The organism is Gymnodinialimonas ceratoperidinii, from assembly GCF_019297855.1.
GTDB lineage: Bacteria > Pseudomonadota > Alphaproteobacteria > Rhodobacterales > Rhodobacteraceae > Gymnodinialimonas > Gymnodinialimonas ceratoperidinii.
The window spans coordinates 3,192,979-3,208,459 of record NZ_CP079194.1 but is presented as its reverse complement, the minus strand read 5'-3'; the positions used below and the strand labels follow the sequence as shown (position 1 = coordinate 3,208,459).

Annotated in this window: 15 protein-coding genes; 4 read left to right on the top strand and 11 right to left on the bottom strand. The window is 62.5% G+C overall.

Annotated elements, in window-relative coordinates; translation table 11 throughout:
• Positions 1–131 precede the first annotated feature (131 nt).
• Entirely contained in the window at positions 132–428 is a 297-nt protein-coding gene (locus tag KYE46_RS15570) for a sll1863 family stress response protein (RefSeq protein ID WP_219001829.1), read from the bottom strand.
• Between the two features lie 371 nt (positions 429–799).
• On the opposite strand from KYE46_RS15570, the gene KYE46_RS15565 reads away from it, so the two are divergent.
• The 3 genes from KYE46_RS15565 to folD are packed head-to-tail and all read left to right on the top strand — an operon-like array spanning position 800 to position 3,829.
• Positions 800–2,476 carry a formate--tetrahydrofolate ligase gene (locus tag KYE46_RS15565; protein WP_219001828.1) on the top strand — a complete coding sequence of 559 codons (1,677 nt, stop codon included), beginning with the start codon at positions 800–802 and terminating at the stop codon, positions 2,474–2,476.
• Between the two features lies 1 nt (position 2,477).
• Positions 2,478–2,933 carry an OsmC family protein gene (locus KYE46_RS15560; protein WP_219001827.1) on the top strand — a complete coding sequence of 152 codons (456 nt, stop codon included), beginning with the start codon at positions 2,478–2,480 and terminating at the stop codon, positions 2,931–2,933.
• Complete coding sequence (folD, locus tag KYE46_RS15555; protein WP_219001826.1) at positions 2,930–3,829, top strand: bifunctional methylenetetrahydrofolate dehydrogenase/methenyltetrahydrofolate cyclohydrolase FolD; 900 nt, start codon at positions 2,930–2,932, stop codon at positions 3,827–3,829. The genes KYE46_RS15560 and folD overlap by 4 nt, the downstream gene beginning before the upstream one ends.
• Positions 3,830–3,836: 7 nt before the next feature.
• Here folD and KYE46_RS15550 read toward each other — a convergent pair whose 3' ends face one another.
• On the bottom strand, positions 3,837–4,253 hold the full coding sequence (locus KYE46_RS15550; RefSeq protein WP_219001825.1) for a PaaI family thioesterase: 417 nt from the start codon (positions 4,251–4,253) through the stop codon (positions 3,837–3,839).
• A 14-nt stretch (positions 4,254–4,267) separates the two neighbouring features.
• Between KYE46_RS15550 and KYE46_RS15545 the strand changes: the two genes are divergently transcribed.
• On the top strand, positions 4,268–5,197 hold the full coding sequence (locus KYE46_RS15545; protein WP_219001823.1) for a LytTR family DNA-binding domain-containing protein: 930 nt from the start codon (positions 4,268–4,270) through the stop codon (positions 5,195–5,197).
• On the opposite strand, the gene pdeM is transcribed toward KYE46_RS15545, so the two are convergent.
• From pdeM to KYE46_RS15500, 9 genes are all read right to left on the bottom strand, one after another.
• Positions 5,194–5,856 (bottom strand): ligase-associated DNA damage response endonuclease PdeM, encoded by a 663-nt coding sequence (pdeM, locus tag KYE46_RS15540; protein ID WP_219001821.1) that lies wholly within the window; start codon positions 5,854–5,856, stop codon positions 5,194–5,196. The genes KYE46_RS15545 and pdeM overlap by 4 nt on opposite strands.
• Positions 5,857–5,895: 39 nt before the next feature.
• Complete coding sequence (locus KYE46_RS15535) at positions 5,896–8,319, bottom strand: ligase-associated DNA damage response DEXH box helicase (RefSeq protein WP_219001819.1); 2,424 nt, start codon at positions 8,317–8,319, stop codon at positions 5,896–5,898.
• 195 nt (positions 8,320–8,514) lie between these two features.
• On the bottom strand, positions 8,515–9,837 hold the full coding sequence (locus tag KYE46_RS15530) for a P-loop NTPase family protein (protein ID WP_219001816.1): 1,323 nt from the start codon (positions 9,835–9,837) through the stop codon (positions 8,515–8,517).
• Positions 9,838–9,892: 55 nt separating this feature from the next.
• A complete protein-coding gene (locus tag KYE46_RS15525; protein WP_219001815.1) occupies positions 9,893–10,396 on the bottom strand; it encodes a prepilin peptidase in 504 nt (167 codons plus the stop codon).
• A 14-nt stretch (positions 10,397–10,410) separates the two neighbouring features.
• Entirely contained in the window at positions 10,411–11,253 is an 843-nt protein-coding gene (locus KYE46_RS15520; protein WP_219001813.1) for a tetratricopeptide repeat protein, read from the bottom strand.
• A gap of 62 nt (positions 11,254–11,315) precedes the next feature.
• A complete protein-coding gene (locus KYE46_RS15515; RefSeq protein WP_219001811.1) occupies positions 11,316–11,894 on the bottom strand; it encodes a tetratricopeptide repeat protein in 579 nt (192 codons plus the stop codon).
• Positions 11,895–11,981: 87 nt separating this feature from the next.
• Positions 11,982–12,956: a type II secretion system F family protein gene (locus tag KYE46_RS15510; RefSeq protein WP_219001808.1), complete on the bottom strand. Its 975-nt coding sequence runs from the start codon at positions 12,954–12,956 to the stop codon at positions 11,982–11,984.
• A 48-nt stretch (positions 12,957–13,004) separates the two neighbouring features.
• Complete coding sequence (locus tag KYE46_RS15505) at positions 13,005–13,973, bottom strand: type II secretion system F family protein (protein ID WP_219001806.1); 969 nt, start codon at positions 13,971–13,973, stop codon at positions 13,005–13,007.
• A gap of 26 nt (positions 13,974–13,999) precedes the next feature.
• On the bottom strand, positions 14,000–15,478 hold the full coding sequence (locus KYE46_RS15500) for a TadA family conjugal transfer-associated ATPase (RefSeq protein ID WP_219001805.1): 1,479 nt from the start codon (positions 15,476–15,478) through the stop codon (positions 14,000–14,002).
• Between the last annotated feature and the right edge of the window lie 3 nt (positions 15,479–15,481).

Genomic DNA, 15,481 nt, shown 5'->3' with positions numbered 1-15,481 from the left:
GATTGGCGGGGCTTTTTCGTGTCTGGCGATCAGCGGTGTCCTGAGCACCGTTGCTTTACCGGCTCGCAAATGAAGCGGTCAGCCGCATGATGAAATCTGGATATTTGTGGCCCGGTGCGTCTGACCGATCTTCAGGACCCGCCCATGAACTTCTTACGGGTCTCTTCCATCTGGGCTTCCATGTCTTTCCAGGCCTTCTGCATCGAAGCCTGCACGTCTCTCGCCGCGTCCATGTTGGCCTTGGCGAGCTCTTCCATCTGCTTCTCGGTCTGGCGACGCTGCTCGTTGAGCGCTTCCATTTGTGCGAGCATCTGAGCCTGATTGGCTTCGCCGGCCTTCTGCATCTGATCCTGCATCTTTGCCATCTCGGCGTTCCACGCATCCATCTGCGCTTGAGCCTGTGCCATATAGGTCTTGGGGTCAGTCATTGGTGTCTCTCCTGCTGGTACATGATCAGTGTAGCAGGAATTCTACCGATGTCTTGGTTCAGGCGATGCCGAGTACAGCGATGCCTGCGGACATGCCCAAAGCGAGGCCAGTGTAGATCATAAGGCTGATTGCGTGGATTTGCATGTCGTTCCCCTAGCGTTTGATTGCCACCATTCTCGGGCGGCTCGATTAAGAAACGGTTACCGAGTCGCATTTGTTCCGCGGGGCTGTGCATTTTTCCTTTTGGAAACCCCGCGCCTAGCCGATGACGGGTTGCCCCACGAAAATGTCGGAATTGGCCCTGTTGCTGCGGGTCGGTCTCGGTATAGCCATTCAGGACACCGCATTTTCGCGATTGGGAGACCGCTTCATGGGTTACAAGTCAGACATCGAAATCGCTCGTGAGGCGTCGAAGCGCCCGATCCAGGAGATCGGCGCGAAGATCGGCATCGAAAGCACGGATCTGCTGCCCTACGGCCACGACAAGGCCAAGGTTAGCCAATCCTTCATCAATTCCGTGCAGGATCGCGACAACGGGCATCTGATTCTCGTGACCGCAATCAACCCGACCCCGGCGGGCGAAGGGAAAACAACGACAACGGTGGGTCTGGGCGATGGCCTGAACCGCATCGGCAAGAACGCGATGGTCTGCATTCGCGAGGCGTCGCTTGGCCCGAACTTCGGCATGAAGGGTGGCGCGGCGGGCGGCGGCTACGCACAGGTTGTCCCGATGGAGGACATGAACCTCCACTTCACCGGTGACTTCCATGCGATCACCTCGGCTCATTCCCTGCTGTCGGCGATGATCGACAACCACATCTATTGGGGCAACGAGCTGGAAATCGACGTGCGCCGCGTCGTCTGGCGGCGTGTCGTCGACATGAACGACCGCGCCCTGCGCCAGATCACCGCCTCGCTTGGCGGCGTGGCCAACGGCTTCCCGCGTGAAGCAGGCTTCGACATCACCGTGGCCTCCGAGGTCATGGCGATCCTCTGCCTCGCCAAGGACCTCAAGGACCTGCAGGAGCGTCTGGGCGCCATGATCGTGGCCTATCGCCGCGACCGCTCGCCGGTCTACGCGCGCGACATCAAGGCCGACGGCGCGATGACGGTGCTGCTTAAGGACGCGATGCAGCCGAACCTCGTGCAGACGCTGGAGAACAATCCCGCCTTCGTGCATGGCGGCCCCTTCGCCAACATCGCTCACGGCTGCAACTCGGTCATTGCCACGTCGACCGCTCTGAAGCTCTGTGACTACGTGGTGACGGAAGCCGGCTTCGGTGCCGACCTCGGCGCCGAGAAGTTCCTCAACATCAAGTGCCGCAAAGCCGGCCTCGCGCCCTCGGTCGTGGTCGTCGTGGCCACGGTGCGGGCGATGAAAATGAACGGCGGCGTCGCCAAGGCCGACCTCAGCGCCGAGAACGTCGAGGCGGTACAGAACGGTTGCGCCAACCTCGGCCGCCACATCGAGAACGTGAAGAGCTTTGGCGTGCCGGTGGTCGTGGCGATCAACCACTTCGTGACCGACACCGACGCCGAAGTGCAGGCGGTGAAGGACTATGTCGCCTCGCAGGGCGCCGAGGCAGTGCTGTCGCGGCACTGGGAACTGGGCTCGGAAGGCTCCGCGCCGCTGGCCGAGAAGGTCGTGGAGGTCATCGAGAAGGGCGAGGCGGACTTCAACACGCTTTACCCCGACGACATGCCGCTGGCCGAGAAAATCCAGACCGTCTGCAAGAAGATCTACCGCGCCGACAAGGCGGTGATGGACAAGAAGATCCTCGACCAGCTCAAACTCTGGGAAGAGCAGGGCTACGGCGATCTGCCGGTCTGCATGGCCAAGACGCAATATTCCTTCACCACCGACCCGAACGAGCGGGGCGCGCCTACGGGCTTCACGATCCCGGTGCGGGAGGTGCGGCTGAGCGCCGGCGCGGGCTTCATCGTTGCGGTCTGCGGCGAGATCATGACCATGCCGGGCCTGCCCCGTAAGCCGTCGGCCGAGTCGATCCATCTCAACGACACGGGCGAGATCGAGGGGCTCTTCTAAGATGCACGAGGCCCGCGTGATCTGGCAATCGAGCGGCGATTTCGCCGCCAACCGCTACACGCGCGGGCATCTGTGGCGCTTCGACGGCGGCGCGGAGGTCAAGGCCTCTGCCTCGCCCTCGGTGGTACCGGTGCCGCTGTCGGACCCGGCGGCGGTCGATCCGGAGGAGGCCTTCCTCGCCTCAATCTCTTCGTGCCACATGCTGTGGTTCCTCGATTTCTCGCGGCAGGCGGGGTTTGAGCCCACCACCTACGAGGACCGGGCCACCGGGGCGCTTGTCTCGGACGGGGGCCGCATGTGGATCCCTCGCGTCGACCTGAACATCCGCGTCACCTGGGCCGAGGCGCCCGACGCAGACACCCACAAGGCGTTGCACGACAAGGCGCATCACGCCTGTTTCATCGCGAATTCCGTCCGCTCGGAAATTGTCGTGAACCTATTGGAGAATACCCCATGACAGCGAAGATCATCGACGGAAAGGCCTTCGCGGCCGATGTGCGGAGCCAGGTCGCCGAGCACGTGGAACGCCTGAAGGCGGATCACGGCATCACGCCCGGTCTCGCCGTGGTGCTGGTGGGCGAGGATCCGGCCTCGGAGGTCTATGTCAGCCACAAGCACAAGGCGACGGTCGAGGTGGGCATGCAGTCCTTCGAGCACAAGCTGCCCGCCGACACCTCGGAAGAGGATCTCTTCGCGCTGATCGACAAGCTGAACGCCGACCCCTCGGTGCACGGTATCCTGTGCCAGTTTCCGGTGCCCGACCACCTCGACGAGCGGCGCACGGTCGCGCGGATCGACCCGGCCAAGGACGTGGACGGGCTGAGCGTTACCAACGCGGGCCTGCTGGCCACCGGCGGCGAGGCGTTGGTGAGCTGCACCCCGCTTGGTTGCCTGATGCTCCTGCGCGCCGAGTTCGAGAGCCTCTCGGGCAAGGAGGCCGTGGTGATCGGCCGCTCCAACCTTTTCGGCAAGCCGATGGGACAGCTTCTGCTGGCCGACAATTGCACGGTCACCATTGCCCATTCCCGCACGAAGGATCTCGCCGAGGTGTGTCGCCGCGCCGATATCCTTGTCGCTGCCGTGGGGCGCGCCGAGATGGTCCGCGGCGATTGGGTCAAGCCCGGCGCCACGGTGATCGACGTAGGCATCAGCCGCGTGCCGCACCCGGAAAAGCCCGGCAAGACCAAGCTGATCGGTGACGTGAATTTCGAGGAGGCCGTCGAGGTCGCCGGCGCCATCACGCCCGTACCCGGCGGCGTCGGACCGATGACGATCGCCTGCCTTCTGGCCAACACGATCACCGCCTGCTGCCGTGCCAACGGGCTGGAAGCGCCGAAGGGACTGACCGCCTGAACTTGGATCAGACCGGGATCATCGTCCCCTGCAGCAAAGCGACATCGCGGAGGCTGCCGTCGTCGGCCTCTGCCTGAACCGTGCAGCGCGTCACGATCAGGCGACGCCCGGCCTTGGCGACCTCTCCCGTGGCGATCAGGCGGCGTCCTGCGGCGGGCGCGATGAGGTTTATCTTCATCTCGACGGTCATCACCTCGGCGCTTTCGTCCATCACGCTCAACGCCGCATAGCCGGACGCGCTATCGCCCATCGCGAAGGTGGCCCCCGCGTGGGCCACGCCGTGCTGTTGCGACACGGCGCTTCCGATGGGCATCTCGAGAGTGACCTTGCCGCGCTCCAGATGCAGGATCGTGCAGCCGAGCGTCTCCATCAAACCCTGACGGGCGAAGCTCTCGCGGATCCGTTGCGCTTTCTTGTCGTCCATTTCTCACTTCCGGATTGAGCCGCGCAAAGGGTTGCGAGCAGGGCTTTCGCTTGATTATGTTGAGTAAAGTAACACTTGCCAAGAACAGCAAACGAATGAATGCAATCGGATCGGGCGCACCAGGGACGTCTCCCAAGGATTGGGAGGTCCGGATAGGCGTCGCGGCTCTGGCAAGCGTCCTTACGGCATTGCTCGGACCTTTCGGCACGTTCGAACACTACACCCTTTCCGAACGACTTCTCTACTGGGGCTCGATGATCTTTGGCCTCTTGGTGCCCATCTTCTTCATTCGGCTCGGCGTCTATCGCCTGTTCTCGGGAACATTGCTTCGCATGGACCTCTTGGCCGTTGCATTCACCGCCCTAGCGCTCGGCCCCTTGGTGTGGCTTGTGAATTTCTACGTCATGGGGTTCAGGATCGGCAGTCTCAGCGCGTTTTTCCAGCATATCGCCCTCATGGGGCTGGTCTGCCTGATCCCCGTCCTAATCCGATCCTATCTGCGGTGGAGCGTGACCCAATTTCAAAGGGGCACGTCTGAACCTGTGCTGGCCTCGCAGCCATCGGGCCCGCTTCAGGTCGTGCCTGAGCTGACAGAGCCACAGACAAAATTCCTGGACCGTCTGGCGCCCGAGCAACGCGGCGAGGTGCGGCGCGTCTCGGCGGATGATCATCAGGTGGACGTCTGGACCGACAAGGGGAAGGCCAAGGTCCGGCTCCGGTTTGGCGATGCGCTGGCCGAACTGGCCGACTTCAAGGGCCTGCACATCCATCGCTCCCATTGGGTCGCCTTCAGCCGCATCGACTTTATCCAGCAGGAAGGCCGGCGTTACACGGCGCGCCTCTTGTGCGGCGCAACCGTACCGGTCAGCCAGAACCGGTTGAACGAGTTGCTTGATGCGGGGATAAGGTTTCAAAGCCCCGCGCAGATCGCGGAACACGCCTAGCGCGGCATGGGAAGCGCCGTGGGCGTCGGCCCGGTAAGGATCGACTGTGCATTGGGTGCCATCAGCTTGGAGAGGACAGGGCTGCCGCTATAGAGCCCGCCCGTATAGGTGCCATAGGCCGGCATGATCAGGCGCGTGTCATCGATCAGGAAACAGCGCCGCGTGATCGTGCGCCCCTTCAACCTCACCTGCGCCTTGGGATGGTAATGCCCCGAAATTTCGCCCGGTTCCGTCGGCTGCGCAATATGCCGAAAAGTCAGTGGGCCAAGGGTATATTCGGCCAGATGCTCGCCGCTCAGGTCAACGGGACCGGGATCGTGATTGCCCTCGATCCAGATCCAGCGCCGACCGGCCATGACCGGCGCGAGACGTTGCGAAACCGAGCCTGTCGTCGCGCGCGCCGCTGCCAGATCATCGAAGCTGTCGCCGAGGCAAATGACCGTCCGCGCCGCCGTCTTCGCGATGTCTTCCAGCAGCCGGTCCAGGGTCTCGATGACCTCGTAGGGCGGCAAGATCGGCCCGCCCCGCCGTGCCATGCGCTCTGCCTTGCCAAGATGCAGGTCACTCACCACCAAAGCGGCCTCGTCTTGCCAAAACAGGGCACCGGAAGGCATTGCAGCGAGGCGCGCACCGCAAAAGGTAAAGGAGAGGACGTTCATGGTTCGTTCATATTCGGATGTCGCGCTAGAGGGCAAGCCTCAAAGCGTCGGGCCAAATTCCAGCCCGGCGGATTGCATGACTCGCTCCGTTTCTTCAGCCAGCAAGCTTTCATTGGCACCCCCGGCGACGGAGACGCGCCCGACTTCCAGCATCATCGGTGCGGCAAGCGGGCTGACCCGGTCGAGCCGGCAATGATCGAACCGGTCGCCGATGCGGTCCAGCATCCCCTCGATCCGCGAATAATCGACGAGACCGCGCATGGCTTCCTCGCGGGTGATGTGGAGCATGATGTGGCCCGGATCGTACCGCCGCAGCGTGTCGTAGAGCACATCGGTCGAGAACGTCGCCTGCCGCCCCGTCATGCGTTTCCCGCCCGGCGTCGTGCGATCCACCAGCCCGGCGATGACCGCGCTGCCCTTGAAGGTGCGCTTCATCACGGATGTATCCGCGAGCCAGTTCTCCATCGTGGACAGCAAGGCGTCGCGTGCAAAAAGCCGCTTCGGATCGAGAACCTCGTCCAGCCCCCAGATCATCGTCGCGTAATCGGTCGAGACGAAGCCCAAGGGATTGAGGCCAAGGTCTTCCATCCGGTGGGTCAGCAACAGTCCGAGGGTCTGCTGCGCGTTCTTGCCCGCGAAACCGTAGGCCACCAGATGCGGCCGGCCATCGAAAGGAAAGGTCTCGATCAGCAAGCGCTCCTTCTGAGGCAATTGCGAGACGCGTCTTTGCTGGTGCAACCAAGAGCGTGTGTGCTCGGGAAGCTCGGGCCAATCATCCTGGCGAAACATGGTGAGGATCCGGTCGCTCAACTGCGTGGAGGTCGCGAATTTCGTGCCCATGAATGTCGCAATCTTCGGCTTCTTCTGAGAGCTGCGAGAGACTTCGACGGTCATCTCCCGCATCCCCTCGAACTGGACGATCTTGCCCCCGATCAGAAAGGTGTCACCCTTGCGTAGGGTGGAGGCGAAATATTCCTCAACCTCGCCCAGGGGCGTGCCGCCACGGGTTTTTTTCATCCGGACCGGCATCTTGTCGGTATCGACGATGGTGCCGATGTTCATCCGAATGCGCCTGCTGGCACGCGGATCGCGCAAACGATACTCGCCGTCTTTCTCGATCAGGCGCTGCCATTGATCGTAGGCGCGCAAGGCGTAGCCGCCGGTCGCCGCGAAATCGAGACAGCGGTCAAAGAGCGCGCGGGGCAAATCGACGTAAGCGCCCGCAGTCGTGACCTCGGCAAAGAGGGCGTCGGCCGTGAACGGCCCGGCGCAGGCACGGATGAGGATATGCTGGCAGAGCACGTCGAGCGGCCCGGTGTGATCCGTATCCCCGTCAAGGGTGCGCTCGCGCACCGCCTGAAGCGCGGCGACACATTCGATGACTTCGAACCGATTTGCCGGCACGATCAACGCTTTGGAGGGCGCGTTGTAGCGGTGATTGGCCCGTCCGATCCGCTGCACGAGCCGTTTGACGTTCTTCGGGGCACCAACCTGGATCACCAGATCCACGTCGCCCCAGTCGATCCCCAGGTCCAGGCTGCCCGTACAAACGATTGCCTTCAGCTGGCCGGCAACCATGGCGGCCTCAACCCTCTCGCGCTGCTCCCGCGACAGCGCGCCATGGTGGATCCCAATCGGTATCTGATCCTCGTTCGCGAGCCAGAGGTTGTGAAAAAAGATCTCGGCCTGCGCGCGCGTATTGTGAAAGATCAGGGTCGTCTTGTGCGCCTTCACCTGCTCGAGAACGGCCTCCATCGCGTATTTCCCCCCACCGCCAGACCAGGGCGGCGGTGTCTCGGTCGTCAACATAGCGATATCGGGGTCGGGGCCCGGGTCAGCGTGAAGAATGGCGCAGGGGTCCGGGTTCTTGGCAAGGATACGGGCGATCGCTTGCGGGTCTTCGACGGTGGCGGAAAGCCCCACACGCCGCAGCCCCGGTGCAAGCGTGCTGAGCCGGGATAACGCCAGCATCAGTTGGTCCCCGCGCTTGCTTTCGCTCAAGGCATGAATCTCATCGACGATCACGCGTTTCAGCCCCGCGAACGTGCGCCCGGCATCTTCATAGGAGGTCAGCAGCGCCAGAGACTCCGGCGTGGTCAGCAGAATGTGAGGCGGATCGGCCCGTTGACGGCGCTTCCGGCTGGAGGGCGTGTCGCCGGTGCGATCCTCGATCCGGATCGGCAGCCCCATGTCGTCAACCGGTCCGGTCAGGTTGCGTTTGATATCCGCCGCCAAGGCTTTCAGCGGGCTGATGTAGAGCGTGTGAAGCCCCTCGTGCTCGCCCTCCGCCAATTCCGCCAGCGTCGGCAAGAAGCCCGCCATGGTCTTGCCCCCGCCGGTCGGCGCGATGAGCAACTGGCAGGGCTCATCCGCCAGCGCGATCATCTCACGCTGATGGGGATGGATCGTCCAGCCACGGGCGCTGAACCAGTCCTCGATCTGGGGCGGAAGGGTAGGCGTCATGAACCACAGATAGGGCGCAGGGCGGCTTACGTCATCCTCTCCGACCTTGCCATGACGTGCGACGCCAAGAAAATCGCAACGAAAGAAGCGTGAGCCAAGCCATCGCCCCGCGCTCCCTCCTTCATCTTGGCAAATACAACTCCCCCCGGAGGGTCCCGCAAATCGCCACGAGCGCCTTCGCCCGAGGCCGATCGCCTAGTGAACGATCTTCTCTTCGCGAACGTAGAGGTTCTCCCACGCGCGATCGATGTATTCAGGCGTCATGTGATACGGCTCACCCTCGAAATCGCAGATTGCCCGGATCTGGTCGCAGAGGAAAACGGGGTGATAGTTCGCATAGACGTTGTCGATCGTCGGATAGCGGACCTTCAGCATGTGGATCAGGGACTTTTCGTCGAGCGGAATGCCCTTCTTCTTCGCAACCATGGCGAAGATCTTCAGGAATTGCTCCTGGTTCGGTCCGTCGATCTTCACCTTGAAGAAAATCCGGCGCAGGGCGGCCTGGTCGAAGATCTCGTTGGGGTGGAAGTTGGTGGAGAAGACCACGAGCGTGTCAAAGGGCACTTCGAACTTTTCGCCGGATTGCAGGGCGAGGATGTCGTAGTTGACCTCCATCGGGACAATCCAGCGGTTGATCAGGGTCTGCGGCGGTTCGGCCTGCCTGCCAAGGTCGTCGACGATGAAGACGCCACCGGTGGATTTCAACTGCAGGCTCGCTTGATAGGTACGAGACACGGCGTTGTAGTTCAAATCGAGCATCGACAGGCTCAATTCACCGCCGGTCATCACGGTAGGCCGGGTGCAGAGCAGGTAGCGGGTGTCGAACCGGGAGGCGTTCTTGCGCAGGGGGCTCTGCCCCTCGGCATCGGCCGCCTCGGTAACGGGCGTGTGCACGATGGGATCGAACAGCGTGATCACCTGACCCGCATAGCTCAGCGCGTGCGGCACGTAGATGTTGTCGCCCATGGCGGCGCGAATACCCTCGGCGATGGAGGATTTACCGTTGCCGGGCGGGCCATACATCAGCACCGAACGACCGGAGCCCACGGCGGGGCCAAGCTGGTCGATCAGCCCGTCGGGCAGGATCAGGTGGCCCATCGAAGCCTCCAGCATCGGGCGGGTCAGCTTGATGTCGCGGATCGACTGGCGCTTGACCTGCACCTTGTAGGCCTCGAGCGGCACCGGCATGGCCCCATAATATTCGGATTGCGACAGCGCATCGAGCGCGCGTGCCTTGCCGCCATCGGTCAGCTGGAAACCCATCTCGTTGGAAGACGTGGCGTGGAGCGTACCTGTCGCCTGAAGGAAGTTCATGTCGCGCAGCATGTCGATGAGCTGCGTGGTGAGGGGGATGGGCAGGCAGATGGCTTTCGCGATCTCGGAGGTCTGCTCCACGTTCTTGCGGAAGATCGTCTTCAACAGGATGTCGCGCATCATCACGACGGTCAGCCCCGTATCCTCCAGTTTGCGCAGGGCAGGGGGAGCGAAGCCCGGATCGGAGGAGGTTTGCATGTTCATCGGCGTTGGCCCTGTGCAAATCAATAAAGTGCCGGCGCCCAGAGGCGCCGGTCAATCAGACGCCAGAGGCGAAGCCCATGGCAAGGTAAATAACCAGCGCGCCGGCAAGGGCGACGCCCATCGGGAACAACTTTCCCTGCTCCCAACTGGTCCAATGGGAGGTCGCGCGGCGGACGGCGGCAACACGACCGGCGGAGCGGTGCGTGATCCACGAGCCGATCAGCACGAGGCTGAAAAGAGCGAGGAAAAACAGGTAGTCACCGGGCGCGATGAAGGGCGCCATGGCAGCGGCGAACTTGCTGTCGCCTGCGCCGACCAGCCCGAGCGAGGTAATGAGGAAGCCCGCGACCAACACGATGCCGAGCGTTGCCAGCCTCCACAGGTAGGCATCCATCGGCAGGACGATCAGGCCCACGACGAGGAAGACCGCGGTCAGCGCCAGAACGGCAACATTGGGGATACGCATCTGGCGCAGGTCCGAAAAGGCAACCCAGACGCAGATGGGGAGGGCGAGGGGCAGAAACCACATCGCTTCCTGTGCCGTTAGGGTGAGGGTCATGGAAACCTCCGAAATCAGGCGTTGAGCGCGCGAAGCGCCTCAACGGCAGCTTCAAAGTGCTGCGGGTGGGTATCAATGGCTTCGTTCAGGAGGCCGCGGCCTTCATCGACGTCCCCTTGGCGGATCGCGGCAAGGGCTGCGGTGTGCAGAAGCTGCGCGCGCTCGATCTGGGTCATGTTGATGAGAGGCAGCGAGTAATTGCGCTGTGCCGCGCGGGCGAGAACGAGGTTGTTTTTCGCCGTGAACAACTCGGGATCATAGGAGATCGCGCGAACGAAAAGCTCCTCCGCGCCCGCATAATCGCCGCGCGTCAGATGCGAGTAGCCCCAGTTGTTATAGACGTTTGCGGGCCGGGTGGTGAGGCCGGCGGCGGTCTCGTAAAAGCTGTCGGAGCGGGCCCAATCTTCTTCGCTGTCGGCAATCATCGCCTCCAGCCGGTAGCGCTCGTAGGTTTCGAACGTGGGAGGAGTGGCATCAAGCTGCGCCTGCGCGCCGGTCCAGTCACCGGTGCGGATCAAGGCATCGGCATAATCAACGCGGTCCTGGTCCATCGCGCCATCATGGGCGATGACTGTTTGCCAAACCGTTAACGATTCAGCCGCCCGTCCCGCCCGCACAAGGCTGGTGGCCAACCCGCGTTGCAGATCGATGCGGCTAGGGTCTTCATTCGCAGCGCGCCGGAAGTAATCGACCGCCTCGTTCGGGGCCGCAGCGCTGAGCATGATCTCGGCGAGGTTGGTTTCATCGATGACGTTGAGAGGGTCGAGCGCGCGCTCGACATCGGCGTCGGTGCTGCTACACGCCGCGACGGCCGCGACGGCGACAGCCGCCGGAAATAACCGGAGGGTTCGGATCATGCTCTGCCTCATTCAATGGACGCAGGTCTGTTGCCGCGCCTTCATTTCTTGGTGCCGGAGACTTACAGCGAGGATTGCAGAACATAGCGTCCGCCGCCCCGCCGGATCAGACCCGGCTGATTTTGCTCGTTCTCTCCAGTGTACACTTGATTTTCCATTCGCGCTATCGCGAGGCGCAAGTTGTCGCGGATCGTTTCCGAACTGCCACTATCAAGGGCAAAGGCCTGCTCCAGGATGCGCCGCGCCTCCCCATATTCGCCTTGTTCGATAAGCACGGCCCCCAAGTTGTTGAGAGCGGGCACAAAATCTTGTTGCCGCTGCAAGGCGGCGCGGAATTGTTCTTCCGCTTGACCCAAACGCCCGAGCGCGAGGTTGGCGGCCCCGATCGCGGTGATGACATCAACGCTGAGCCCGTCTTCCACCCCGGCCCGGTAATAGGCCCGCAACGCCAGCTCATACTCGCCCGCCTCCATCAGGCGATCGCCCGTGATCATGTTATCGAGGCTGTCGTCCAGCGGCCCGACGCTCGGCGGCGCATAGACATCGTCGTCACCGGTATCCAGCCGCGGGGTCGCGTTGCACGCAGCGAGTGCGACGATCAGGAAAAAAAGGGGCGCGTGCTTAAGCACTGTCAGCCTCACGTGTAACCTCTGCTCAGGCGCCACCATAGGGTCGGCCGCGCCTGTTGGCTAAGTGTTTTTCCGCTACGCCCGCGTTGGGCGAATAAGCTACCGCGACAGGTCGGTGGCGATCCCGTAGATCGACGGTCCGATCAGGATCACCAGAAGCGGTGGCACGCAGAACATCATGGTGAAGAGCGTGAGTTTCGTCGGCAGCTTGTTGGCCTTTTCCTCGGCCCGCATCACGCGTTTGTCGCGCATTTCATCGGCGTAGACGCGCAGCGCCTCGGCCACGGACGTACCGAAAGTTGCGGACTGGATCAGCGTGGTGATGAAGGAGTTCACGTCCTGGATGCCGACCCGTTCGCCCATGTCGCGCAGCACCTTGGTCTTGTCCTTGCCGGCCTTCATTTCATAGGAGACGATCTCGAACTCTTCGGCCAGCGCCGGGTAAGAGGGCTTGATCTCGCGGGCCACCTTGATGATCGCCTGGTCGAGTGACTGGCCAGCTTCCACACAGACCAGCATCAAGTCGAGCGAGTCGGGAAAGCCCGCGTTGATCTGCTCTTCGCGGGTCTGCATCCGCTTGGTCACCCAGTATTTCGGCGCGTAGTACCCGACGAGGCCGGGTATCAGCACCGTCAGGACTGAGCTTTGCGCCGATCCGCCGCCGCCCGAAATCAACACGTAAAGGGTGCCGAGGATCAGGCCGCCGATGCCAAGCGCCAGCTTGGCGAAGTTGAACATCTGGATCGCGGATTTCGAGCGGTAGCCAGCCCGGATCATCATCAGCTGCGTGGCCGAAAGCTCCTGCTTGTCCTGCGGCTCGAGGTATTGGGCAAAACGATCCAGTTTCTGGTTCTTGCCGCCAAGGCGCAGGCCGTTCTTCTTGCCGCTCTCTACTTCACCGCGCTCTTGGCGCAGTTTCTTGTAGGGGTCCTTCTGCTGCTTGAGCAGGGTCGGCAGGGCGATCAGGCACAGCAGGACGCCCAGGCCACCCACGGCGATCAGCGGGCCAAGTTCGCCCAACTGATCCACCAGGTAGCCGTTTGTCTTGGCGAAGAGGTTGCGGAAAAATTCCATCGGCTGCTCTTTCTGATTGGGGCGTTTGTCGCCCGCTTTTCAGGGGGGTTAGACCTTGATGTTAACCAACATGCGCATGATGACCATGTTGAGGCCCAGGGCCACGGCCACGCCTGCGCAGGCGGGAATGAAAATCGGCGTGTTGATCACGTCGGCGTAGTAATCGGGCTGCATCACGTTGATGCCGATCAACGCGAGGATCGGAAAAACCGACAGGAAGTTGCCGGACCATTTGGCCTCGGCGGTGATGGCTTTCACCTTGCGAAACAGCTTGAAGCGCGCGCGGATCACATTGGCGAGGCCCTGCAGGATCTCGGCCAGGTTGCCGCCGGCGGTCTGCTGGATACCCACGGCGACGGCGAGGAAGCGCAAATCCTGAATGCCAAGACGGTCGGCCATGGCGCGAATGCTTTCCGCCACGTCGCGGCCATAGGCGGCCTCATCCGCGATGATGCCCAGTTCCGACGCGATCGGGTCGGACATTTCCCGGCTGACGGTGTTGATCGACGACACGAAAGGGTGACCCACCCGCAGCGAGCGGACCATGAGTTCAACGGCGTCGGGCAGCTGTTCTTCCAGCAGCGCGATGCGTTTCTTGGCGGTGGAGTTCACCCAGAAGAAGACGCCGCCCACGCCCATCCCGACCGAGCAAAGCAGGCTGATCGGCAGAGACGCGGTCGTCAGCGCCTGCAGCAGGACGAAGGCCGCCACGCTGGCGCCGACCATGACCAGCATCAATTGCTGTGGCGTGAAGGCGATATTCGCCTTCTGCGCCTTGTCCGCGATCAGCGTGTAGAAGGGCAGCGAGATACCACCCCGGTGCTGGTTCATTTCCTTGCGGAGTTTCTCCAGCACATCCTCACGCGAAGTGCCACTTTCCAGCATCGTCAGGCGGCGGTTCACGCGGGCGTTCAGGCTGATCGATTTGCCGAAGATGGCAAGGTAGACGCCGTTCACCAGCATGATGACACCCACGAAAATGCCAATGTAGATGAGGGGTTCGATCGACAGTTCCATCTCGGATCGTCCTTGCTGTTCGGGGCTTACTGGGCCGCCATGGGTTCGTAGATCGACGCGGGCAGATCATAGCCCCACTGCCGGAAACGTTCGGAATAATGGGAGCGCACGCCGCAAGCGGTGAAGTGACCCAGGATCTTGCCGTCAGGCTGAAGCCCGGTGCGTTGGAAGCGGAAAACCTCCTGCATCGAGATCACCTCGCCCTCCATCCCCGTCACCTCGGTGATGGAGACCATGCGACGCGAGCCGTCCTGCAGGCGCGAGGCCTGCACGATCAGGTGCACAGCCGCCGAGATCTGGGCGCGAACGGCCTTCAGGGGCATCTCAATCCCGGCCATGGCAACCATGTTTTCAAGGCGCGAACAGGCGTCGCGGGCGTTGTTGGCGTGGATCGTCGTCATCGAGCCGTCGTGGCCGGTGTTCATCGCCTGCAACATGTCGATGACCTCTTCGCCGCGGGTCTCACCCACGATGATCCGGTCCGGGCGCATCCGCAGGGCGTTGCGCAAACAATCGCGCTGCGTGACCGCGCCCTTGCCTTCAACGTTGGGCGGGCGGCTCTCCATCCGGCCGACGTGGACCTGTTGCAGCTGGAGTTCGGCGGTATCCTCGATCGTCAGGATGCGCTCGGAATTGTCGATGAAAGACGACAGCGCGTTGAGCGTCGTCGTTTTACCCGAGCCGGTACCGCCCGAGACGATGACGTTCAGCCGGCAGGCCACGGCGGCCTGGATATAGGCGGCCATCTCTTCCGAGAAGGCGCCGAATTTCACCAGGTCGTCGATGCCCAGTTTCTCTTTCTTGAACTTACGAATGGAGACGAGCGAGCCGTCCACGGCCACCGGCGGCACCATGGCGTTGAAGCGCGAGCCGTCCTTGAGGCGGGCGTCCACGTAGGGGTTGCTCTCGTCCACACGACGGCCCACGGCGGAGACGATCTTGTCGATGATCCGCAGGAGGTGGCGTTCGTCCTTGAAGCGAACGGGGCTGAGTTCCAGCTTGCCCGCGCGTTCGACGAAGACGCGATTGGGCCCGTTCACCAGAATATCGTTAACGGTGTCATCGCGCAGAAGCGGTTCCAACGGGCCGAGGCCCGTCACTTCATCGAAAAGCTCGATGTTGAGGGTCTGGCGATCCTCACGGTTAAGCACGACACCCATCTCGCCCAGTTGCTCACTGGTGATGGCGGTGATTTCCGCGCGCAGGTCGTTTTCCTTGGCGCCTTCCAGCGCCGAGAGGTTGAGGTTGTCGAGAAGACGGTGATGCATCTCGGTCTTAATTTCATCAAGACGCAGGCGCCGCTTCTGATCCTTGTCTTCATTGCTCGCGGCCTCGGGCGACGGAACTGCCGCCACCGGGCCGGGCTTGCGCGCGATCTTCGGCGCGGCGGCCTCGGGGGCCGCGGCCGGGGCCGCGACCGGCTCGGGCGCCTTGGAGGCTTTTGCGACTTTTTCGAGGGGGGCGACGCTGCTGCCGCTGCCGGTCTTCTTGTATTTCGAGAACATGGC

Bases quoted from the DNA above. Each gene is read 5' to 3' on its own strand.
- KYE46_RS15570 (WP_219001829.1), bottom strand. From the start codon at position 428: ATGACTGACCCCAAGACCTATATGGCACAGGCTCAAGCGCAGATGGAT.
- KYE46_RS15565 (WP_219001828.1), top strand. From the start codon at position 800: ATGGGTTACAAGTCAGACATCGAAATCGCTCGTGAGGCGTCGAAGCGC.
- KYE46_RS15560 (WP_219001827.1), top strand. From the start codon at position 2,478: ATGCACGAGGCCCGCGTGATCTGGCAATCGAGCGGCGATTTCGCCGCC.
- folD (WP_219001826.1), top strand. From the start codon at position 2,930: ATGACAGCGAAGATCATCGACGGAAAGGCCTTCGCGGCCGATGTGCGG.
- KYE46_RS15550 (WP_219001825.1), bottom strand. From the start codon at position 4,253: ATGGACGACAAGAAAGCGCAACGGATCCGCGAGAGCTTCGCCCGTCAG.
- pdeM (WP_219001821.1), bottom strand. From the start codon at position 5,856: ATGAACGTCCTCTCCTTTACCTTTTGCGGTGCGCGCCTCGCTGCAATG.
- KYE46_RS15535 (WP_219001819.1), bottom strand. From the start codon at position 8,319: ATGACGCCTACCCTTCCGCCCCAGATCGAGGACTGGTTCAGCGCCCGT.
- KYE46_RS15530 (WP_219001816.1), bottom strand. From the start codon at position 9,837: ATGAACATGCAAACCTCCTCCGATCCGGGCTTCGCTCCCCCTGCCCTG.
- KYE46_RS15525 (WP_219001815.1), bottom strand. From the start codon at position 10,396: ATGACCCTCACCCTAACGGCACAGGAAGCGATGTGGTTTCTGCCCCTC.
- KYE46_RS15520 (WP_219001813.1), bottom strand. From the start codon at position 11,253: ATGATCCGAACCCTCCGGTTATTTCCGGCGGCTGTCGCCGTCGCGGCC.
- KYE46_RS15510 (WP_219001808.1), bottom strand. From the start codon at position 12,956: ATGGAATTTTTCCGCAACCTCTTCGCCAAGACAAACGGCTACCTGGTG.
- KYE46_RS15505 (WP_219001806.1), bottom strand. From the start codon at position 13,973: ATGGAACTGTCGATCGAACCCCTCATCTACATTGGCATTTTCGTGGGT.
- KYE46_RS15500 (WP_219001805.1), bottom strand. From the start codon at position 15,478: ATGTTCTCGAAATACAAGAAGACCGGCAGCGGCAGCAGCGTCGCCCCC.